Origin of the sequence: Antribacter gilvus (assembly GCF_003946865.1) — a bacterium.
GTDB lineage: Bacteria > Actinomycetota > Actinomycetes > Actinomycetales > Cellulomonadaceae > Antribacter > Antribacter gilvus.
In genome coordinates this window covers 60,582-80,018 of record NZ_QXTH01000010.1, presented here as the reverse complement: position 1 = coordinate 80,018, position 19,437 = coordinate 60,582, and the positions used below count along the sequence as shown (strand labels likewise).

Sequence of the window (19,437 nt, the reverse complement as noted above, 5' to 3'; positions counted from 1 at the left end):
CTACGCCGCAACGCGGGTCTGCCGCAGGCGGCGGGTGGTGGCGGGGCTGGTCCAGGCGGCCACACGCGTGTCCGTGAACGCGCGCAGGCAGCCCGGGCAGCCGACCAGGTGGTCGTCGAGACGACGGCGCTCGGCGGGCATCAGGGTGGAGCGGAGGTAGTCGCGCAGCGCCGCGCGGACGGCGGTGCAGCCGACGACACGGTCGATCGTGACCCCCCAGGCGGCCTGCGGCGCGGGGATCGGGACGGCGAGAGCGGCCGGTGCGTTGTGTGCCATGCAGCTCAGACGCGCGAGCCCACCGGATGTCACAGCACTTCGAGAGATTTCTTCCGATAAAGCCGCTGTGGGTACACGGATGGTCGCCTCGCGTGGCCCGGAGGCGACCATGCGTGTACCCACGGCACTACGGGCGCGGGCGTCAGACCGAGGCCAGGCTCTTCTCCCGCACCTCCTCGGCACCCGGGTCGACGGCGGAGACCCGCCGGAGCGCCCCGCCGACGACCACGAACAGGATCCCGAGCCCGATCACGAGCGCGCAGATCCCGAACGAGATCACCGACGTGAACAGCGAGGCCCGGAGGAACGCCGCCGTCTGGACGGTGTTCCGTGCGGGGTCCTCGCGGTCGAGCTCGGCGTAGGTCTTGCCGCCCGACGCTTCCATGGCGTGGCCCGCGATGACCTCCGCCTGGGCATAGGCGGTGAAGGGGTCGCGGACCGGGTCGCCGACGAGGGCGCCGCCCATCATCGTGGAGTCCTCGTGGACGGTGATGCCCTCCGCGGAGAGCTGTGAGGACACGAGGCCCCAGGCCGCGATCCCGATGAGGGCCATGACGACGCCGGCCACGATCGTGAAGACTGCCGCGGCCTGGAAGCCGCGGTCACGTGCGTTCAGTGGTGGGTTCATGCTGGTCAGGGTAGGGATGCGTGCGCATCGCGAACATCTGGCTAAACGTTTTGTATCTCTTTAACCGCCTGTTGGCGCGCTTGTCGGCGCGGGGGGTGAGGCGCGTCAAGCCTTATGTCGAGGGCTCCCCAGGCGCCCACGGCAGGAGTAGGGTCGTCGCAGGTGTGCCGGGAAGTCTGGTCGGCGACGACGCCGCCCCGTCCCCGGGCGGCCCTGCCGGCAGCCTCGAGGAGCACGCCCGTGCACGCTCTCATCATGTCCTTCGGGACCCGCGGTGACATCCAGCCCTACGCAGCCCTCGCCGGGGCGCTCGCCCGCGACGGTCACGACGTCACGCTCGCCGTCCCGGACGGCTTCGCCGACCTCGTGCCCCACGGCGGTCCCGGCACCGTCACCCACCGCCCCGCCGGCTCCACCATGCTCCGCCTCCTCCAGGAGGTGCTGCCCGAGCTCAGCGGGCCGCGCGACGCGCTCAAGACCCTCGGCATCATGAAGTCCGCGATGCGCGAGCTGAACGCCGAGTGCTGGGCCGCCGCGCGCGAGGCGCACCCGGACGTCGTCGTGCACCACCCGAAGTGCCTGGCCGGGCCGCACATCGCCCAGGCGCTCGGCGTCCCTGGTGTGCTGTCCCTCCCGCTGCCGTACTACACGCCCACCGGCGACTACCCCCTGCCGTTCTTCGGCGGGGCGTCGCTCGGGGCGCGGGGCAACCGCGCCACCTACGCGATGAACCGCATGGCCGGGATCATGTACGGCGGGATGATCAACGACTTCCGGCGCGAGGTGGGGCTGGCCCGCACCGGCCGGCTCGCCGACCCGCTCAAGAACCCCGACGGCAGCCCCGTCCACACGATGTACCCCTACAGCCGGAACGTGGTGCCGGTCCCGGCGGACTACCCGCCGTCGGCCCACGTGACCGGCTACTGGTTCCTGGACGGCGGCGACTGGACGCCGCCCGCCGAGCTCGCCGACTTCCTCGCGGCAGGCGACCCGCCCGTCTACGTCGGGTTCGGCTCCATGGGCTTCGGCAAGGGCGCCGACGTGCGCCGCGAGGCCGTGCTGACCGCCCTGCGGGCGAACGGCCTGCGCGGCATCGTCGCGACCGGCTGGGGCGGCATCGCCCCGGGTCCCGCCCCGTCCGACGACGTCCTCGTGATCGATGGCGCCCCGCACGACTGGCTCTTCGACCGGGTCGCGGCCGTCGTGCACCACGGGGGAGCGGGGTCCACGGCGGCCGGGCTGCGCGCCGGGAGACCGACCCTGATCGTCCCCTTCCTCGGGGACCAGCCGTTCTGGGGAGCGCGCGTGCACGCGATCGGCGCCGGACCGGCCCCGCTCGCCGCCAGGCGGATCGCGGCGGGGCTCACCGAGCGGATCGGCGACCTCGCCACCACGTCCTCCTACGCCGTGCGCGCCGGCGAGGTGGGCGCGGCGATCCGCACGGAGGACGGGCTCGCCGAAGGCGTCCGGGTCCTGGAGGGCATCGTGGGCCGTCGCTAGAGTCGATCCTCGTGCCGATCCTCCCCGCCGAACGTGACCCCCGACTGATCACCGTGCGCCGCGGCGGCACGCTGACCGACGAGCACCACCAGCTCCTCGCGGAGTGGGCAGCAGTCTGCGCCGAGCACGTCCTGCCTCTCTTCGAGCAGGACAAGCCCGACGACCCCCGCCCGCGGGACGCCATCGAGGTGGGCCGCGCCTGGATCCGCGGCGAGGTGCCGATGAAGGAGGCCCACCGGACGGCGTTCGTCGCGAACGCCGCCGGCAAGGACCAGGACGCGCCGGCGAAGTACGCGGCGCTCGCGGCCGGACAGGCGGTGGCGGTCGCGCACGTCGCCGCCCACGCGCTGGGCGCCGCGGCGTACGCGATCAGGGCCGTCGCGGCTGCCGCTGCCTCCGCGGGCGACGACGCCGAGGCGGCGCGCCTGGCCGAACGGGACTGGCAGCGCGAGCGGATCCCCGCGGGGCTCCGGGAGCTGGTCCTGGACGACCAGCGGCGTCGGAGCGCGATCTGCTGGAACGTCTTCGACGACTCGCCCGCCGGGGCGACCAGGTAGCTGATCCCCTTCCCCGCGCGGGGCGGGGAACAGCTACCTGGTCGCGGTGCCCGGATCCAGGTCCGGGTCCAGATCCAGCGCGTAGGCGACCAGGACCAGGCCCGGCTTGTTCTCCGGGCTCCAGTCGCGCTCCGGGAGCCGCTGGAAGCCGAGCCGCTCGTAGAGCCGGTGGGCGGCGCGCATCGCCGTCTGGCTCGAGAGGACCACGCGGCCGACACCGGCGGCCTTCGCCTGATCGAGGCAGGCCCGCGCGAGCGCCTCGCCGACGCCGCGCCCGCGGGCCTCGGCGTCGACCGCCAGCATGCGGATCTCGGCCTCGCCCTCGCGAGCCAGGTCGGCCATCGGCCCGGGCCCGGGCACGTACGTCACCCCGCCGAGCAGGCGGTCCTCGTCGACGGCGACCAGCACCAGGGCCGACGACGCCCGCCCGCTCACGTCGCGCAGGAACGGCAGGTACGGGTCCTGGTCGCCGCCGAGGAAGCCCTCGCGCAGATAGGCCTGCGCGGTGAGCTCTCCGAGAGGCCGGTGCTCGGCAGGGGTCACGGGTCTGATGTCGACGTCCACGACCTGAGTGTCGCGCGTCCGCCGGCCGAGGCGCAGCATGCGAGGCCCGGTGGTGGTCCGTAGCGTCGGGGCCATGGACGGGTCGGTGGCGCTGGCGGAGCTCGGATGGCGATCCCGGGGCGGACGGCCGTGGTCCTGACCGTGCTCGCGACCGTCGCCGGGGTCGTCCTCGTGCTCGTGGCGGTGCGCGACGTGTTCGACACCCTGCTGCACCCCAGCGGGCAGGGCCGCGTCAGCGTGGTGGTGACCGGCCTCGTGTGGCGGGTCTGTCGTCGGCTCGGGGCACGGGCGGCCCGGTTGAGCGGCCCGGCGGCGATGGCCTCCGTGACGGTGGTCTGGGTGGGGTGCATCGTCGTGGGATGGGCCCTGGTGTACTGGCCGCACCTGCAGACCGGGTTCTCGTACAGCACCGACCTCGAGCCGGCACGGCGCGACGATCTCGTGGACGCCTTCTACGTCTCGGCCGTCACGCTGACCACGCTCGGCTTCGGCGACGTGGTGCCCACGGTCTGGTGGCTGAGGCTGGTCGCCCCGGTCGAGGGTCTGATCGGATTTGCCCTGCTCACCGCGGGCGTCTCGTGGATCCTGGAGGTGTATCCCGCGCTGGCCCGGCGCCGCGCCGTCGCGCTCCAGGTCCACGGCCTCCGCCTGACCCGGACGGCGGAGCTCCTGGACCGGATCGAACCAGGGATGGTGGCGCCGGTCCTGCGTGGCCTGGCGGCCGGCATCAACCAGGTCCGGGTCGACTTCATGCAGTACGAGGTCATCTACTACTTCGTCGACCCGCACGAGGCCACGTCCCTCGCCGCGTCGGTCCCGTACGCGCTGGAGCTCGCTGCGGCGGCAGGGGAGTCGGACTCGGCGGGCGTGCGGCACGCCGGCGGGGTGCTCGACGTCGCGCTGTCCGGCCTCGCGCAGGTCCTCGACGCCGAGTACCTGCACACCGGCGGGGAGACGAGGGCCGTGCTGGCTGCCTACTGCCGCGCCCAGGGAGAAGCGGCGTGACGGTCGACCACGGTCCGGGCCGGAACGTTTAAGTCCACTGTGCCGGACTGCCGAGACCACTACGTTGCTCGCGGAAGCGCTTCGACACCCCCATCGTGAGGACGTGGACCATGCGAGAAGATCGAGAGCGACGACGCCCTTCGATGATCGGCGCGGCGGTGGCCGCGCTCGCCGTCGGCGCACTGCCCGTGGTCCTGGCCGGACAGGCGTCCGCCGAGGCGGGCTGCGAGGTCGACTACCGGGTCGTCAGCTCCTGGGGCAGCGGCTTCCAGGCGAACGTCTCCATCACCGCGGGAGAGGCGATCGACGGCTGGGACCTCACCTGGCAGTTCCCGGCCGGGACCACGGTCAGCAGCGCCTGGAACGTGGGCTGGAGCCAGAGCGGCTCGCGGTTCACCGGCTCCGACGTCGGCTGGAACGCACGGATCGCTCCGGGTCAGACCGTGCAGGTGTTCGGGTTCGTCGGCTCGGGCAGCACCGCCGCCCCGACGCAGGTCTCCATCAACGGCGTCCTGTGCGACGGGCAGAGCGGGCCGACGCCGACCCCCACGCCGGTCCTCCCGACGCCGACGCCCACACCCGTCCTGCCGACCCCCAGCCCGACACCGTCCCCGACTCCCAGCCCGACACCGTCCCCGACGCCCAGCCCGACACCGTCCCCGACGCCCAGCCCGACGCAGCCGGCCGGCCCGGTCCGGATCATGCCGATGGGCGACTCGATCACCGGCAGCCCCGGGTGCTGGCGGGGCAACCTGTGGCAGCACCTGACCGACGCCGGGCACCGGGTCGACTTCGTCGGATCGCAGCAGCAGGGGTGTGCCCCGACAGGTTCGGACGCCCACCACGAGGGCCACGGCGGTGTCCTGGTCACCCGCGCCGTCGCGAACGGTGACACCCGGCGCTGGCTGGAGCAGAACACGCCCGACGTGCTGCTGCTGCACTTCGGCACCAACGACGCCTGGTCGAACGTCGCGCCGGCGCAGATCCTCGGCGCGTACACGACGATCGTGACCGACCTGCGCAGGGTGAACCCGGACGCGACGATCCTGGTCGCCCAGATCATCCCCCTCGAGCCCGCCGCGTCGTTCGGCTGCACCGACTGCGGGCAGCGGGCGGTCAACCTCAACGCCCAGATCCCCGGTTGGGCGGCCGGTCTCTCCACCGCGCGGTCACCGATCGTCGTGGTCGACCAGTGGACCGGCTTCGACCCGGCGGTCGACGCGTACGACGGCGTCCACCCGGACGACAGCGGCAACGTCAAGATCGCCGCGAAGTGGTTCGCGGCGCTCGACCGCGTCCTCCCGTAGCTCGTGGGCCCCGGACGGGAGGCGGATCGCTCGCCTCCCGTCCGGCCGAGCCGTCGTCCAGCACCGGCGCGGCTATGCGGCCCGGTACCGGTCGCGGACCTCGGGGAGCGGGAGGAAGCCCGCGGACACGTACGTGGCGACGGCACCGACGTTGGAGCTCGGCGTGCACACGATCGCACTCGACGAGCCCAGCTCCTGGAGCGCGGCGGCCGCGGCGACGGTGATCGCCCTGCCGTGGCCGCGACCACGGTGGTCGCGGTGCACGCCCATCGGTTCGAGCACCCCAGGCCGCCCCGGGCCTGCCGACCAGACGGTCACCGCCGCCACCGCGTGGCCGCGGTCGTCGTACCCGAGGAGGCAGCAGGCGTCGTGGAACGGCGATCCCGCCGCCATCGCGTGCCAGCGATCCTCGGTGAAGGTGGACCCGTCGAAGGATGCCCTCAGGACGGCTGCCCACTCGTGCGCTCGCTCCGGGCCGACCGACTCGACGCGCACGCCGGGATCCAGCACCGGCTCCGTGAGGTCGCGGCGCAGCGGCGTCCACGGCTCGTCGGTGGCCCAGCCCGCCGCGGCCAGCAGGTCCTGGACGACAGCGGTCGACGGCGCCTCGATGTTCACCCGACCCTCCGGGAGGACACCGCGCCCCGGCTGGCTCACGTCGTCGACGAGCCGCTGCGCCAGCTCCTCGTCCTGGAGGGCGTCCGGCGCGATCGTCAGCCGCAGCAGCGTGGGGCCGTCCAGCAGGCCGACGACGAGGATTCGCCCACCCCGGCTCCAGGTTCGGACCGCGGCGGTCGTCGCCTCCGCGCCGAACCGCCTGAACCAGCCCAGGTCGCCAGGATGCAGCTGGAACGGCGTGCCCTCGCGCTGCCACTGGCGCAGCGCACCCACGGCCTCACCCAGCAGGTCGATCCCGGGCCTGGTCAGCTCGATCGTCATGGGCCGATCACACACCACGCGGGTGCGCGTGATCGACCTGTTAAGGCGCCGCTCTTCAGGCTCCGACCACGACGGGCGCCGCCAGCAGCGACCGGAGGACCGTCGCGGCCCCGTTCTCGGCGAGGGTCCCGGTCACCGCCCCCGCAGCCTCCTGCACGACGGGGGACGCGTGGCCCATCGCGAACGAACGTGCGGCCCACGCCAGCATCTGCAGGTCGTTGACGCCGTCCCCGATCGCCACGGTGGCCGTCTCGTCGATCCCGAGGTGCCGGCGCACCGCATCGAGCGCTGTGGCCTTCGAGACCCCCTCGGGCGTCACGTCGACCCAGTCCGGGTTCGCGGGGTTGGCCGTGCAGCCGAGCGACCGCACCGGCCCCAGGAGGCGCGAGGCGGCGGCGCGCCCGGCCAGGACGACCCGCGGTGTCGGTGCCTCGACCAGGTCCTCCGGGCCGACGACGGTCTGTCGCCCGTTGAGCTCGTCGGTTCCGAAGGGCGTCGACACCCGATAGCCCCACCCGACCTCCTCGACAGCGACGCGCACGCCGGGGCACAGGCGGCGGGCGAGCCGGACCACGGGTGCGACGTCGAGCACCTGGCAGCTCTCGACCCGGTACCCGCACGGCATGGTCCGGTCCATCCGGGCCGTGACCGCGCCGTTCGACGCGACGAGCCATGCGCCGTGGAGGCCGAGGACGGTGGCGACCGGCAGGATGCCCACCAGGGAACGGCCGGAGGCGAGGACGACGCGGTAGCCGGCCGCGACGACGTCGGCCACCGCCTCGCGGGTGGCCTGCGGGACGTGGAACGAGCCTTCGGCGACGAGCGTGCCGTCGATGTCCAGGGCGACGAGGAGCTCTGGGCCCTTCGGGATTCTTCTCATGGGTCCTCCTCGCGCGGCGGTTCGTCGTGGTCCGGCATTCTGTGGCGCGACGGACGCTCAGGTCTCGGAGGTCAAACGGTTAAGCCGCTCTCGATCGTGTGCCGCGCGGGAGAGTGCAGGGGTCCGCGACCGCGCCCCGTGCGATGGTGGCCGTATGGAGCGAGTGACGGGCATCGGCGGGGTCTTCTTCCGGGCGCGTGACCCGGAAGGGCTCTCCCGCTGGTACGCGCACCACCTCGGGGTCGACGCCCCGCCGGAGTCGTACGACGTCTCGTCCTGGCGTCAGCACGCAGGCCCGACGGTGTTCGCCCCGCTCCCGGCCGACTCCGAGCACTTCGGCGTCGAGGGCCAGCAGTGGGCGGTCAACTTCCGGGTGAACGACCTCGACGCCATGGTGGCGCAGCTCCGGGCTGCCGGGGTCGCGGTGGACGTGCACACCGAGACGTACCCCAACGGGCGGTTCGCAGACTGCCGTGACCCGGAGGGAAATCCCGTCCAGCTCTGGGAGCCGGCCGGCGCGGACCAGTGATCAGGAGTGCGCCGTGAAGACGCCGGCCCTCGGTGCGTGAGGAAGACAGTCACGTTCCCGTGGATCAGTCCTTCTCACCGGTGTGACGTGCGGGTTCCGTCGTCCCGGTGCGCGAGCGTGGCGAGCGCGTCCTTCCAGTACCCCTCGGCGGCTGCGGCGTACCGCTCGGTGTCGATGTTCTCCTGGACGACGGTGACGAGGGTGCCGCCGTCGTCGGGCTCGAGCGTCATGCGGATCTCGTGGTAGTTCTCGGGCACGTCCTCGAGGCCGTTCAGCGGCGCGAAGTGCGTGAAGTGCAGCAGCCGCGGCCGCTCGACGGCGATGACCTGGCCCTTGTCGGCGAACACCCGGCCGAAGAAGTGCCCCTCGAACGTGATCGGGCTGCCCGGCTGGAAGTCGGTCTCCATGTTGGCGCCCAGCACCCACCGCGCACCGGGGTGCATGAGCTCGGCCCACACACGTTCCGGCGGCTCGGCGATGTGCGTCGTCGCGGTGACGGTATGTCTCGTGGTGTCAGAACTCATGAGTGCTCCCGTTCTCCGGACACGACCGTACCCCGCCGGTGAGGCGGCGGGCGACGGTGGGCGTTCGAACGGCATGATGGCCAGATGACTCCCGGCCAGGTCCTCGCTGCGCGCTACGAGCTGCGTGAGGCGATCGCCCGCGGCGGCATGGGCGAGGTGTGGGTGGGCCACGACCGGGTGCTGGGCCGCGAGGTGGCGCTGAAGGTGCTCGACATCGGTGCTGCGGAGGACGATCTGGCGGCGGAGCGGTTCCGCCGTGAGGCGACCACCGCCGCTGCGCTGTCGCACCCCCACGTGGTGGCGGTCTACGACGCCGGTGTCGAGAAGGGCCTCGCGTTCCTCGTCATGGAGCTGCTGTCCGGACCGACGGTGGCTGAGCTCATCGAGCAGCAGGGACCCCTCCCGGTAGACCGCGCCGTCGATCTCGCCCGGCAGGCGGCGGAGGGGATCGAGGCCGTTCACGGTGTCGGGGTGGTGCACCGCGACGTGAAGCCGGGCAACCTGATGCTCGATCGGCACGGCCGGCTGAAGGTGGTGGACTTCGGGATCGCGCGGCTCGCGGAGGCGACGGCGCACCAGGTGACCGCCGCAGGCGACGTCATCGGCAGCGCCGCCTTCCTCTCGCCGGAGCAGGCGCGGGGAGAGGGGGCGACCGCCGCCAGCGACCAGTACGCCCTGGGCTGCGTGCTGATGGCGATGCTGACCGGGCAGCCGCCCTTCGCCGCCGAGCACCCGATGGGACTGCTGCGCAAGCACGTCGAGGCGCGGCCGCCCCGAGTGCGCGACCGGCGTCCCGACGTGCCGGACTGGGTCGACGAGACCGTCGACGGCCTGCTCGCGAAGGACCCGGGACGACGGGCGGGTGCCGTCGCGGTGCTCCTGAGCCAGGCGGCGACACCGGGGGCCCACGGGGCGGGGGCGACCGCTGTCCTGCCGACCCCGCCAGGACCGGTCCCGCCGGTCCCACCGCTCGCCCCGACCGCCGTCCTGCCGACCGTCGAGCCCCCACCTCCGGCTCCGCCCGAACGCACGGGGTTCCCGCGCCGTGCGCTGCTGCTGGCCGCCGCCGGGCTGATCGTCCTGCTCCTGGTCGCCGGACTGATCTGGCAGCGTGCGGGCGACGACATCCCGACCGACCCGGACCCGGCCGGTTCGGTCGCTGATGACGGCACGGCCGGACCGGCGTCGAGCCCGGCGGGACCGGCCGCGCCGTCGGGCGACGGGACGACGAGCCTGACCGCTGCCCTGGCCGGCCTCCGAGACGCGGTCCAGCAGGCCGGCGCCGACGGCAGCCTCGAGGGCAAGGACGCCGCAGAGCTCGAACGTCAGGTCCGCGAGCTCGAGAAGAAGCTCGAGCAGGGCAAGGCTGACGAGAACGTCAAGAAGCTGGAAGAGCTCGAGAAGAAGCTCGACGAGCTCGAGCAAGGTGGCAGGCTCGACGCCGGTGCCGCCGCCCGGATACGAGAGGCGATCGACGCCGTCCGGGCGGCAGCCTGACCCAGCTCAGCGTTCGCTGCCCGGCACGGGCATCGCGCACAGGCGCGCTGTCTCGTCGCCGGTCAGGGAGGAGGCGCCGAGGACGTCGAGCCACGTGAGGAGCTCGCCCTCGGCGAGCGCGCGGTGCTCGGTCGGGAGACCGGGACGACGCACGGTGACCGTCGTGGCGGAGATCGTGACGTGATGGCCGGGAAGGTGCCGGGCCACGACGAGGCCTTGGGTGAAGTGCGAGCCCGGGAACGTGCTCGTGTAGTGGTGCCCGATGACGACGTCCTCCGGGACGACCGGGAGCTCGTCGGTGGTGTGCATGAGCTCCCAGCCGTCGTCCCGGGCGCGGTGGAGCTGCCAGACGGTCGGCCCGTCGACCCGTGTCACCCGGTACCGCCAGCCGTCCTGGTCGTCCTCGTGCCCGTCGACGAGGGGGACCGGCCGCAGGAGTCCCATGCCGAACCCGGGGTCGCACAGCAGCCGCTCGCCGTCGAGGGCCACCTCCACGACCAGGTGGGTGCGCCCGAGCGGGGTGTCGGTTCCCCCGTTCACCCGGGCGAGCCGCCGCACCACCTGGTAGCCGAGGCGGTCGAGCGCTGCGGCGAGCACCGTCGAGTGCTCGAAGCAGTAGCCGCCCCGACCTCGTACGACGAACTTCTCCTGCGCGGCGTCGAGCGCGACCCCCGGGTGCTGCTCGAGCAGCACGTCGACGTTGTCGAACGTGAACGTGCGGACATGCTGCTCGTGCACCTCGTCGAGCGCGGCCCGGCTCGGCGCGCGTGCCGGGAGGCCGAGCCGGGCGAGGTAGCCGTCCAGGTCGAGGCGGTCGGTGTGCCACAGGTCGGTCGTCATCTCGTCACGCCTCCGCACCCACGGGCACGGCCTGCTCGCGCGCCGCGCGCAACGTTCGACCCCACCAGAGCAGCTGGTCCAGCATGGAACGCATCGCGCTGTCCGGGCCGGCCGGGTCGAGGAGCCGACCGGCGTCGTCGAACAGGTCCCAGACCCGGACCAGCGTGACCGCCTCGGGGACGGTGACCACCTCCAGCTCCGCGAAGACCTGGCGGAGCTGCTCAGCGGACCGGGCACCGCCCGCGCCCCCGCCGTAGGAGACCAGTCCGAGCGGCTTGGCACGCCACGCGGCGGCCTCCACCGTGTCGATCGCGGTCTTCAGGAAGCCGGGGTAGCCATGGTTGTACTCAGGGGTCACGACGACGAAGGCGTCGGCGGCATCGATGCGCGAGCGCAGGAGGCCGGTGTCGCCCGAACCGTCGAGGCCCGCGGGAAGGTCGAGGTCCATGAGGTCGAGGACGTCCAGGACCAGACCGTCGTGAGCGAGGGCGCGCCGGGTGGCCCAGGCGGCGACGGTAGGCCCGAACCGGTCGGGGCGGACGCTGGCGACGATGAGCGTGACCTTGAGGTCCGACGGCGAGCTGAGCATGGGTCTCCTTTGTTACGGGGCAGGTGCCGTGCTGGTGCGGATGATGAGCTCGGTGGCGAGCGTGACGCGGGTCTCGGTGAACGACGGGTCCAGGAGCATCCGACCGAGCGTCCGGCCCTTCTCCCGGACTGGCTGGCGGACCGTCGTCAGCCCGGCAGGTCCCGCCTGCTGTACGTCGTCGAACCCGGTGACGGAGATGCCGGTCCCCGGCTCGAGCCCGGCCTCGCGGAACCGCTGGAGCAGACCGAGCGCCAGCGTGTCCGACGTCGCGGCCACGGCCGTGGGGCGTGCCGTCATCGCGAGGACCAGGTCGGCGACCCTCCGCCCCGACGCCTGGGTGTTGCTCCCCGCGGACACCACCGTCACCTCGGCACCGCCCAGCCCTTCCCGTAGGCCGTCGACCCGGAGGCGTGCGTACGGGAAGAGGTGGGTGTCGGCCGGCGCGAGCGACGGGTCGCCCTCGTCCATGCTGTCGGTGACGACCACCACCCGCCGGTGCCCCAGCGAGCGCAGGTGCCGGCCGAGCTCCACGGCCGAGCCGCGGTCGTCGATCAGGACGCAGCGCTCGCCCGTGCCGACGGCCGTGCTGACGACGGGGACGTCGCGCTCGGCCAGGACCCGCAGGACGGGGTGTGCGGGATGTACTCCGTCCGCGACCGCGCCGTCCAGCGCCGCGCGCCGGGCGCCCTGGACCAGACGCAGTTCCTCGTCGCGGGAATACGCCTGCGAGACCACGTGCGGACCGACCTGCAGGAGCAGCAGGTTGGCCCCTGCCTCCATGGCGATCTCGGCGAGGCCCCCCATCAGCACGGTGCAGTACGGGTCGTCGAAGGCATAGGTGAGGTCCTGGGCGAACAGCATGCCGATCGAGCCCGAGTGCCTGCTGCGCAGGGAGCTCGCGCTCGGGTGGGGGCCGGCGTAACCCATCTGGGCCGCGAGGTCCAGGATGCGCTCGCGGGCGGCCGCGGAGAGCTGCTCGGGCCGGTTGTACGCGTTCGAGACGCTGGCGGGGGAGACGCCGGCGGCGACAGCGACGGCCTTGAGACTGGGTCTGCTCGACATGCTGTCCCCCTCTCCACTTGAACGATTTAGTAGATCGTTTCAGAAGCGCTGTGGCCAGTCAAGCCCTTCTTTTTGGGCGGGCGGCGCGTCCGGGGCGGCCGCGGCTCACACCGAGGCGAGCGCCGCGGCCGCCCGCCGCAGGGCCAGCACGAGGGCGCCCGCGACGAAGTAGTCCTGCTCGCTGTCGGCGCGGACGACGTGCACGCCGCGGCGCAGCTTCTCGGTGGCCGCGTCGAGGGCGCCGCAGGAGTCGGCGTCGGGACCCTCGCGGTCCAGCGTCCGCAGGACCTGGGCGAACGCCCGGAACGCGTCGGCGGCGACGGGGCGCAGCGGCGGCCCCAGGGCGACGTCCTCCCGGTCCCGTGTCTCCCAGTCGGCGACGAGCCGCGTGATCTCGTCCACGACGTCGGCCGACGTCCCGAGCGAGCCGGCCCTGCGCACCTGGGACGTCGCCCATTCGCGATAGCGGCGTGCCCTGCGGTTCGCCCGCACGGCCTCCCGCGCCTGCTGCACCGACTCGCGGGCCCGGGCACGTGTCGGCTCGATGGACCGGCGCCGCTCGCCCCACTCCTCCTGCGAGGGCGGGACCTCGCGGTCGAGCCCGTCCGCGAGCAGGTCCAGCTGCTCCACGAGCACGTCCCGGAGCCGGTCGAGCGCCATCTCGGACGGCGTCAGGGGGAGCGGGGGAAAGACCAGGTTGACGCCGATGCCGATCAAGGCCCCGGCGACGACCAGACCGGCGTACGCGCCCACGAAGTCGGCAGGGTCGGACGCCCCGATGATCAGGACGAACAGCGCCGACGTCACGGCCCAGGTGCCCATGTCGCCCAGCACGCTCCAGCCCGCGCACAGCAGCGCGAGCCCCACGGCGAGGGCGATCGCCGCTCCGCCCGGCTCGAGGACGAGGTCGACCCCGCGGGCGATGGCCGCTCCGATCAGGATGGCGCCCGCGGCCTGCAGGCCCGCCCGGGCCGAACGCACCAGCGTGCCCGTGGTGACCACCACGGCGCCGAGAGGGGCGTAGTACGGGTACTCGGAGAACGGCGCCGGCGCGACCAGGCCGAGGAACCACGCGAGCGCCGCCGCGACCGCCCCCTTGACGGCCATCGACCATGACGGGTGCAGCACCCACAGCCGGTGCGCGCCCTGCGCCACCCGGCCGGCCCGGGACCGGCGCGCCTGGTCGAGCACCCCGTTCAGCCGTTCGTCCATCCTTGAAACGCTACGGGCGATGCGGGACGGTCGCCGGGCGGCCACGGCGTCCGAGGTCTCGCGGCGGGGGCAGCGCTGGCCAACCTCGTGCGGCCGTGGTAGCACGGCAGGAGGCGCCCAACTGCTGGAGGACGGACACGCCCATGTCAGAGCTTCTGGTCGACTTCATCACCTCGCTCGACGGCTACGCCTCGGGGGAGGGCTGGCCCGGCTTATGGGGTCTCGAGGGGCCCGAGTACCTGGCCTGGCTGGGCGAGCAACCCGAGGTCACGTATCTGATGGGGGCGAACACCTACCGGCTCATGTCGGGCTTCGCCGCCGGCGAGATGTCGGCGGGCAAGGACGAGTTGAGACTCGACGAGGAGGTGTCCTTCGACGAGCTCACCCAGGCGTCGAAGGTGGTGTTCTCCACCTCGCTCGACGAGCCGCTCACGTGGGCGAACTCCACGCTCGTGCGAGACGACCCGGTCGAGGCGGTCCGGGCGATGAAGGGGCGGGACTCCGGCCTCCTGAGCACGATCGGCAGTCTCAAACTGTGCCGGTCGTTGCTCCGAGCCGGGCTCGTCGACCGCTTCAGGGTCGTGATGTTCCCGGTGATCACCGGAGCCACGGGCGCCGAGCGGATCTACGACGGCTACCCGGACGTCGCCCTCGCGATGACCGGTCACCGCACGTTCGACGACAGCATCCAGCTCGTCGAGTACCGGCCTCGTGTGCTCGACCACCCACCGCTGCACCCTGGCGGCTGACGTCGAAAGCCCTTGCCGTGAGGGCCGCAGATGGGCAGTATGTCCGGTGTGTCCGAGACTGCGCCGCTGCTCCGCCTGCTCAACGTCGTGCTCGCCCCCGGGCTGCGCACCCGGAAGGATCCCGACGCCGTGTTCGCGCGGATCGTCGCGGACGCGCAGCGCCGGCACGCGCCGCTCACCGCGGACGACCTCGCGGGGATCGACGGCCTGCGCCTGCTGCTCACCGACCACGCAGGCGAGCCCGACCTCAGTGCCTTCGGCTGGAAGGGCGCCCAGGACCAGGTCCGGTCGCGGGTGCTGAACCGCGCCGTCGTGCGCCAGGTCCAGGCCCAGCGGCCCGGAGTGCGTGACGAGCCGGTGGACGCGCCGGTGTTCGTCGTCGGCCTGGCGCGGACCGGGACCACGCTCACGTACAACCTGATCGCCCGCTCGCCGGGCAGCCGCGGCCCGCGGCTCTGGGAGATGACTCACCTCGGGCCGCCGCGTCCGGAGGCCGAGCGGGCCCGGCTGATCGAGCAGACGCACAAGCGGTACGCCGTGGTGGCGAAGCTCAACCCGGCCTGGGCCGACGTGCACCCGCTGATCCCGGAGAGCGAGGAGGAGGACTTCTTCCTCCGGGCCCACAGCGAGCTGTACTGCACGTCCGGGACGCTGCCCCGGTACCTCGAGCACCTCGCGGGCGCCGACCTGACCGACGACTACCTGTTCCTGCGCGACGCCCTGCAGGTGATCGCGGCGGGTGAGGCACCGGACCGGTGGGTCCTCAAGCACCCTGCGGACCTGTGGCGGATGCCCGAGATCCTGCGGGCCTTCCCGGGTGCGCGGTTCGTCTGGACTCACCGCTCGCCCGGCGCCGCCGTCGCCTCGGGGTGCTCCATGGCGGAGGCCGCCCGCCGGATCTTCCTGAAGCCCGGCAGGGTCGACCTGGAGCAGATCGGCCGGGACTGGCTGGCGGTCGCCGCGGCCGGGGTGGACCGCGCGCTCGCCCAGCGCGCGGGGCTTCCCGAGGACGCCGTCGTCGACGTGGTCTACGACGACCTCGTCGCGGCCCCCGAGACGGTGATGCGCGGGGTCTTCGACCGCCTCGGCATGCCCTGGGGCGAGGCCGACGACGCCAACCTCGCGGCCGCCCTCGACCGGACCGGGCACCGCGGGCACCGCTACACCCTGGAGCGCTACGGCCTGGACGAGGCGAAGGTCGCGGCGGCGTTCGCGGACTACCGGGTGCCGGCGTCGGTGCTGAGGTGAGGCATCCCGTGCAGGACCTGCCGGGCCGCACGGCGCCCACCTCGGAAGACCCCCTGGGCGAGGCCGTCGCGGCCGCGCCGGAGCTGGTCCCGAGGTCGCCCGGCCCGCCCCCTGATCTGGGCGAGCTGCGTGACCTCATCCAGGTCAGCGACCTGACCGACGGCGAACCCGGCTACAACACCGAGGTCATCCTCCGTGACGGGATCCTCGAGATCGCGGACGTCGCTGACGACTTCGAGGCGGTCCTCGTCCGGCAGCCCGGCATCGAACGGGCCGAAGGGGTCGAGCGCGAGTTCTGGGTGGTGCAGTCGACGATGTCCCTGCCGGACGTCGCCGCTGCGGTCGCGACGGCCCTGTTCGAGCTGAATCGCGTGACCCGGTCGCCGCGCGTGCCGGGGGAGCAGTCGCCGGGGACCTGACGCGGACGGTCGTCAGGCCTCCTGCCGGTCCGGCCGGCTCACCTGGGCCGCCAGGCTCTCCGGTGCCTGGATGCAGTAGGAGTCCGTGAGCAGCTCGGTGAGCTCGTCCCAGTCCGTGCCGTCGTTGAGCTCCAGGCCGGCGACGTTGCTGCCCCACTCCGTCTTGAAGTACGGCGAACCGAGGTGTGCGAACGCCGCGAGCTCGTCGGGCTCCGCGCGGAACGTGACCCGGACCAGGCCGTCCTCGCCGCCGAACACGTGCGCGACCGTGGCGTCGCGGACCTTCCAGGCCACGCCGGTCCACGCGTCCCGTTCCGCGCACTCGGGGAGACGCTCGAAGATGGCGCCGAGTCGGCTCACGACGTCGGCGGGGACAGGTGCTCGCTCGGCCACGTCAGGAGTCTCGCACCCGCCACTGACAGTGCCCAGATGGGGGTCAGGCGGGGCCCAGGGATGTAAAACGTTTAGCACGCTCGTAGGCCCGGTCTTCCGGTGGCGTCCTGGTATCGACCGGTTCGCACCAGATCGGATCAAGGAGAGTACGACGATGGAGAGAACGAGAGAACGACGACGACGTAGAGGAATCAGAGCGCTCGCGGCGGCGACTGGCGTGCTCGTCGCGGCAGCAACGGCGATCGTGGCCGTGGCTCCGGCGCAGGCGGCGGCGTGCCAGGCCGTGCGGTACACCATCGTGAGCAGCTGGAACGGCGGCTATCAGGCGAACATCTCGATCACGGCGGGGAGCGAGGCGCTCAACGGCTGGACGATGCAGTTCGACCTGCCGCAGGGTGTAGCCATCTCCAGCTCGTGGAACGCGACGCTGTCCCAGTCGGGCTCGACGGTGAGCGCGAGGGACGTCGGCTGGAACGGCTCGATCGCGGCGGGCGCGTCCCGCGAGGTCTTCGGGGCGGTGCTGTCCGGCAGCTCGGCGACGGTCCCGACCACGTTCCGCGTCAACGGCGAGGTCTGCGGCGGCGGCACCACGACGCCGTCGCCCGGCCCGACCACGCCGTCGCCCGGCCCGACCACGCCGTCGCCCGGCCCGACCACGCCGTCGCCCGGCCCGACCACCCCGGTGCCGACGCCGACCTCGACGGCGACCCCGCCGCCGTCGGCCCCTACGCCCGGCACCTCGCTGCCGCCCGCCGGGGCGCGGACCAGCATGGCCTACGACCTGATCGTCCGGGCCGACGACAAGGGCTACACGCCGAAGAGCGGCGAGTGCTCCAAGGCGGTCCACGCGGAGTACTGGACGTACGGGCCGGACGGCAAGGTCTACCCGACCTGGCACCCGACCCGTGACTCGAGCGGCTGCTACTTCGGGCACGAGCACGGCGACGACCCGCGGAACGCTGCGGTCTTCACGAGGAGCGGCGTCGGCTGGCCGGCGTTCGGGGTCACGAGCGAGGCGCTGATGGAGTCCACGTCGTCGGGCAGCCACCGGCACGAGGACCACGTGGGCCACAAGGTCGTGGCCGTGAGCAACCTCGCGGTGGTCCAGGGCGACAACGGCAACTTCACCGCCCCGGGCGGCACGACGATCGCCACCTGCGACGTGCTGCTGAAGTTCCACCAGGGCACGCACTCCCCGGACGCCTTCACCAACAACGTCCACGAGCTGATCCTCAACCAGGACTGCCGGCGCTCGAACGGGCAGACGTTCGAGGTGCGCTACACCGCGCTGATCCCCAGCGGACGGCCCGGCGGGTTCGGCGGCACGGACTGCCCCGGACCTATCGGCCAGGGGTTCACGAACGTCGGCCCGGCCGTCCCCGCGGACAGCCCGTCCGACACCACGAGCCTCGGCCGGCTGATCACCGGGCCGGCCTGCGCCCAGGCCATCCGGGACCGTGTGCTGCGCTACGACCCGATCTCGGGCGGCCAGGTGCCGCTGGACTCCTACCAGCTGCACGAGTTCTGGTTCGCGAACGCGTCCGTCAGCGGGGCGGGCGTCTCGTTCAGCATGAGCCCGCTGTTCTACGTGCTCAACCCGGGCCGCTACTACGACCCGAGCAAGCCGAACAACCTCGGGAGGCAGGTGGAGCTCTGCAGCGACACCCGGATCGGCGGCGGCCTGTGCCAGCAGGTCCGGTCGCAGGGCGGCAACATCCCGTGGGACGACCCGCGGTCGCCGTTCACCGGCACGTTCCGTGAGTACCGCGTGGGCAGCCTCTCGCTGACCACCAGCGGCCCGACGACGATCTACACCGACGCGTACGGGCGCAACCCGTCGACGTCTCCGTTCGCCGGGTCGATCAAGCAGTTCTTCTCGGGGAGCACCGGGTCCTCGATGTACATCCGGGGAGCCTCGAAGGACTGGGCGGCCCAGGGGGTGCACCTGCCGAACTGACCGCGCGGCACGCCCCGGCCCGGTCGCTCGCGCGGCCGGGCCGGAGGTGTGCTGCGATGAGTTCGGCCACGTCCCCAGGTCTACCTCCTGACCGAGCCGGACTCTTCAGGGAGCAATGATGGGAATCATCCAGATCGAGATGTTCACGACCCTCGACCTCGTGGGACAGGCGCCCGGCGGGCCCGACGAGGACCCCGAGGGCTTCCCCTTCGGCGGCTGGCAGGCTCCGCTGCTCGACGACGTAGCCGGTGCCCAGATCGACGCCGCGTACGAGGGCACGGACGCCCTCCTCCTCGGCCGGCGGACGTACGACATCTTCGCGTCCTACTGGCCCCACCAGGAGGGCGGGCAGGACAACGAGTTCGCCACGCTCTTCAACCGCATCCCCAAGTACGTCGCCTCGCGTGGCACGCCCGACCTCTCCTGGGAGGGGTCCACCCAGCTCGGCCCGGACCTCCCCGCCGCCGTGCGGGAGATCCGCGACCGGCACGAGAGCATCCGGGTCGTCGGGAGCCTGGACCTGGTGCAGACCCTCCTGCGCGAGAGGCTGTTCGACCGCCTCGACCTCTGGGTGCACCCGATCGTGCTCGGCGTGGGCAAGAAGGTGTTCGAGGACGGCGCCGTGCCCACGAACATCACGCTCCTCGAGCCGCCCGTCGCCAGTCCGAAGGGCACCGTGTTCCTGCGCTACGGGCTCGCCGAGGGCACGCCCCGGACGGGGGACATGGCCGCGCCGGACCGCGGGGTGTGACCGGGCGGTCC

22 protein-coding genes are annotated in these 19,437 nt (G+C 72.8%); 11 read left to right on the top strand and 11 right to left on the bottom strand.

What is annotated here, in order from left to right; genetic code table 11:
• Together D1350_RS17465 and D1350_RS17460 are read right to left on the bottom strand one after the other, a co-directional pair.
• A complete protein-coding gene (locus tag D1350_RS17465; RefSeq protein ID WP_164545211.1) occupies positions 1-276 on the bottom strand; it encodes a zf-HC2 domain-containing protein in 276 nt (91 codons plus the stop codon).
• A 142-nt stretch (positions 277-418) separates the two neighbouring features.
• The gene (locus D1350_RS17460; RefSeq protein WP_125777320.1) at positions 419-904 is read right to left on the bottom strand and encodes an aromatic ring-opening dioxygenase LigA; all 486 of its coding nucleotides are present in this window, start codon (positions 902-904) and stop codon (positions 419-421) included.
• Positions 905-1,144: 240 nt separating this feature from the next.
• Here D1350_RS17460 and D1350_RS17455 point away from each other — a divergent pair, with 240 nt between their 5' ends.
• Both D1350_RS17455 and D1350_RS17450 read left to right on the top strand, forming a co-directional pair.
• On the top strand, positions 1,145-2,404 hold the full coding sequence (locus D1350_RS17455; protein WP_164545210.1) for a glycosyltransferase: 1,260 nt from the start codon (positions 1,145-1,147) through the stop codon (positions 2,402-2,404).
• A gap of 11 nt (positions 2,405-2,415) precedes the next feature.
• A complete protein-coding gene (locus D1350_RS17450) occupies positions 2,416-2,961 on the top strand; it encodes a putative immunity protein (protein WP_125777318.1) in 546 nt (181 codons plus the stop codon).
• Between the two features lie 33 nt (positions 2,962-2,994).
• Here the strand turns inward: D1350_RS17450 and D1350_RS17445 are convergent, their stop codons facing one another.
• Complete coding sequence (locus D1350_RS17445) at positions 2,995-3,525, bottom strand: GNAT family N-acetyltransferase (protein ID WP_125777317.1); 531 nt, start codon at positions 3,523-3,525, stop codon at positions 2,995-2,997.
• A gap of 105 nt (positions 3,526-3,630) precedes the next feature.
• Between D1350_RS17445 and D1350_RS17440 the strand changes: the two genes are divergently transcribed.
• Together D1350_RS17440 and D1350_RS17435 are read left to right on the top strand one after the other, a co-directional pair.
• Entirely contained in the window at positions 3,631-4,530 is a 900-nt protein-coding gene (locus D1350_RS17440; RefSeq protein WP_125777316.1) for a potassium channel family protein, read from the top strand.
• A 110-nt stretch (positions 4,531-4,640) separates the two neighbouring features.
• Positions 4,641-5,837, top strand: coding sequence for a cellulose binding domain-containing protein (locus D1350_RS17435; protein ID WP_125777315.1), 1,197 nt, complete (start codon positions 4,641-4,643; stop codon positions 5,835-5,837).
• A gap of 72 nt (positions 5,838-5,909) precedes the next feature.
• Here D1350_RS17435 and D1350_RS17430 read toward each other — a convergent pair whose 3' ends face one another.
• Together D1350_RS17430 and D1350_RS17425 are read right to left on the bottom strand one after the other, a co-directional pair.
• Positions 5,910-6,776, bottom strand: coding sequence for a GNAT family N-acetyltransferase (locus tag D1350_RS17430; RefSeq protein WP_125777314.1), 867 nt, complete (start codon positions 6,774-6,776; stop codon positions 5,910-5,912).
• A gap of 55 nt (positions 6,777-6,831) precedes the next feature.
• Positions 6,832-7,656: an HAD family hydrolase gene (locus D1350_RS17425; protein WP_125777313.1), complete on the bottom strand. Its 825-nt coding sequence runs from the start codon at positions 7,654-7,656 to the stop codon at positions 6,832-6,834.
• 154 nt (positions 7,657-7,810) lie between these two features.
• Here D1350_RS17425 and D1350_RS17420 point away from each other — a divergent pair, with 154 nt between their 5' ends.
• Positions 7,811-8,185 carry a VOC family protein gene (locus D1350_RS17420; protein ID WP_125777312.1) on the top strand — a complete coding sequence of 125 codons (375 nt, stop codon included), beginning with the start codon at positions 7,811-7,813 and terminating at the stop codon, positions 8,183-8,185.
• Positions 8,186-8,259: 74 nt separating this feature from the next.
• Here D1350_RS17420 and D1350_RS17415 read toward each other — a convergent pair whose 3' ends face one another.
• Positions 8,260-8,709, bottom strand: a complete 450-nt coding sequence (locus tag D1350_RS17415) for an SRPBCC family protein (RefSeq protein ID WP_125777311.1) — start codon at positions 8,707-8,709, stop codon at positions 8,260-8,262.
• Positions 8,710-8,793: 84 nt separating this feature from the next.
• On the opposite strand from D1350_RS17415, the gene D1350_RS17410 reads away from it, so the two are divergent.
• Positions 8,794-10,206, top strand: coding sequence for a serine/threonine-protein kinase (locus D1350_RS17410; protein ID WP_125777310.1), 1,413 nt, complete (start codon positions 8,794-8,796; stop codon positions 10,204-10,206).
• Between the two features lie 6 nt (positions 10,207-10,212).
• Here the strand turns inward: D1350_RS17410 and D1350_RS17405 are convergent, their stop codons facing one another.
• The 4 genes from D1350_RS17405 to D1350_RS17390 all read right to left on the bottom strand — a co-directional run bounded on the left by D1350_RS17405 (position 10,213) and on the right by D1350_RS17390 (position 13,909).
• Positions 10,213-11,046: an arylamine N-acetyltransferase family protein gene (locus D1350_RS17405; protein WP_125777309.1), complete on the bottom strand. Its 834-nt coding sequence runs from the start codon at positions 11,044-11,046 to the stop codon at positions 10,213-10,215.
• A gap of 4 nt (positions 11,047-11,050) precedes the next feature.
• Entirely contained in the window at positions 11,051-11,635 is a 585-nt protein-coding gene (locus D1350_RS17400; RefSeq protein ID WP_125777308.1) for an NADPH-dependent FMN reductase, read from the bottom strand.
• Between the two features lie 12 nt (positions 11,636-11,647).
• On the bottom strand, positions 11,648-12,697 hold the full coding sequence (locus tag D1350_RS17395) for a LacI family DNA-binding transcriptional regulator (protein WP_125777307.1): 1,050 nt from the start codon (positions 12,695-12,697) through the stop codon (positions 11,648-11,650).
• Positions 12,698-12,802: 105 nt separating this feature from the next.
• On the bottom strand, positions 12,803-13,909 hold the full coding sequence (locus D1350_RS17390) for an FUSC family protein (protein WP_125777306.1): 1,107 nt from the start codon (positions 13,907-13,909) through the stop codon (positions 12,803-12,805).
• Between the two features lie 143 nt (positions 13,910-14,052).
• On the opposite strand from D1350_RS17390, the gene D1350_RS17385 reads away from it, so the two are divergent.
• From D1350_RS17385 to D1350_RS17375, 3 genes are read left to right on the top strand one after another with little or no spacing between them, the layout of a single operon-like run.
• A complete protein-coding gene (locus D1350_RS17385; protein WP_125777305.1) occupies positions 14,053-14,658 on the top strand; it encodes a dihydrofolate reductase family protein in 606 nt (201 codons plus the stop codon).
• Positions 14,659-14,706: 48 nt separating this feature from the next.
• Positions 14,707-15,906 (top strand): sulfotransferase family protein, encoded by a 1,200-nt coding sequence (locus D1350_RS17380; protein ID WP_125777304.1) that lies wholly within the window; start codon positions 14,707-14,709, stop codon positions 15,904-15,906.
• Positions 15,903-16,325 carry a hypothetical protein gene (locus D1350_RS17375; protein WP_125777303.1) on the top strand — a complete coding sequence of 141 codons (423 nt, stop codon included), beginning with the start codon at positions 15,903-15,905 and terminating at the stop codon, positions 16,323-16,325. Before D1350_RS17380 ends, D1350_RS17375 begins: the two co-directional genes overlap by 4 nt.
• 12 nt (positions 16,326-16,337) lie before the next feature.
• Here D1350_RS17375 and D1350_RS24545 read toward each other — a convergent pair whose 3' ends face one another.
• On the bottom strand, positions 16,338-16,718 hold the full coding sequence (locus D1350_RS24545; RefSeq protein ID WP_240644177.1) for an MmcQ/YjbR family DNA-binding protein: 381 nt from the start codon (positions 16,716-16,718) through the stop codon (positions 16,338-16,340).
• 154 nt (positions 16,719-16,872) lie between these two features.
• On the opposite strand from D1350_RS24545, the gene D1350_RS17365 reads away from it, so the two are divergent.
• Both D1350_RS17365 and D1350_RS17360 read left to right on the top strand, forming a co-directional pair.
• Positions 16,873-18,675, top strand: a complete 1,803-nt coding sequence (locus tag D1350_RS17365; protein ID WP_240644176.1) for a cellulose-binding domain-containing protein — start codon at positions 16,873-16,875, stop codon at positions 18,673-18,675.
• Positions 18,676-18,793: 118 nt separating this feature from the next.
• Entirely contained in the window at positions 18,794-19,426 is a 633-nt protein-coding gene (locus tag D1350_RS17360) for a dihydrofolate reductase family protein (RefSeq protein WP_125777301.1), read from the top strand.
• Positions 19,427-19,437 lie beyond the last annotated feature (11 nt).

Bases quoted from the DNA above. Each gene is read 5' to 3' on its own strand.
- D1350_RS17440 (WP_125777316.1), top strand. From the start codon at position 3,631: ATGGCGATCCCGGGGCGGACGGCCGTGGTCCTGACCGTGCTCGCGACC.
- D1350_RS17410 (WP_125777310.1), top strand. From the start codon at position 8,794: ATGACTCCCGGCCAGGTCCTCGCTGCGCGCTACGAGCTGCGTGAGGCG.
- D1350_RS17405 (WP_125777309.1), bottom strand. From the start codon at position 11,046: ATGACGACCGACCTGTGGCACACCGACCGCCTCGACCTGGACGGCTAC.
- D1350_RS17460 (WP_125777320.1), bottom strand. From the start codon at position 904: ATGAACCCACCACTGAACGCACGTGACCGCGGCTTCCAGGCCGCGGCA.
- D1350_RS17415 (WP_125777311.1), bottom strand. From the start codon at position 8,709: ATGAGTTCTGACACCACGAGACATACCGTCACCGCGACGACGCACATC.
- D1350_RS17360 (WP_125777301.1), top strand. From the start codon at position 18,794: ATGGGAATCATCCAGATCGAGATGTTCACGACCCTCGACCTCGTGGGA.
- D1350_RS17420 (WP_125777312.1), top strand. From the start codon at position 7,811: ATGGAGCGAGTGACGGGCATCGGCGGGGTCTTCTTCCGGGCGCGTGAC.
- D1350_RS17395 (WP_125777307.1), bottom strand. From the start codon at position 12,697: ATGTCGAGCAGACCCAGTCTCAAGGCCGTCGCTGTCGCCGCCGGCGTC.
- D1350_RS17465 (WP_164545211.1), bottom strand. From the start codon at position 276: ATGGCACACAACGCACCGGCCGCTCTCGCCGTCCCGATCCCCGCGCCG.
- D1350_RS17385 (WP_125777305.1), top strand. From the start codon at position 14,053: ATGTCAGAGCTTCTGGTCGACTTCATCACCTCGCTCGACGGCTACGCC.
- D1350_RS17390 (WP_125777306.1), bottom strand. From the start codon at position 13,909: ATGGACGAACGGCTGAACGGGGTGCTCGACCAGGCGCGCCGGTCCCGG.
- D1350_RS17425 (WP_125777313.1), bottom strand. From the start codon at position 7,656: ATGAGAAGAATCCCGAAGGGCCCAGAGCTCCTCGTCGCCCTGGACATC.
- D1350_RS17365 (WP_240644176.1), top strand. From the start codon at position 16,873: ATGGAGAGAACGAGAGAACGACGACGACGTAGAGGAATCAGAGCGCTC.
- D1350_RS17400 (WP_125777308.1), bottom strand. From the start codon at position 11,635: ATGCTCAGCTCGCCGTCGGACCTCAAGGTCACGCTCATCGTCGCCAGC.
- D1350_RS17435 (WP_125777315.1), top strand. From the start codon at position 4,641: ATGCGAGAAGATCGAGAGCGACGACGCCCTTCGATGATCGGCGCGGCG.
- D1350_RS17430 (WP_125777314.1), bottom strand. From the start codon at position 6,776: ATGACGATCGAGCTGACCAGGCCCGGGATCGACCTGCTGGGTGAGGCC.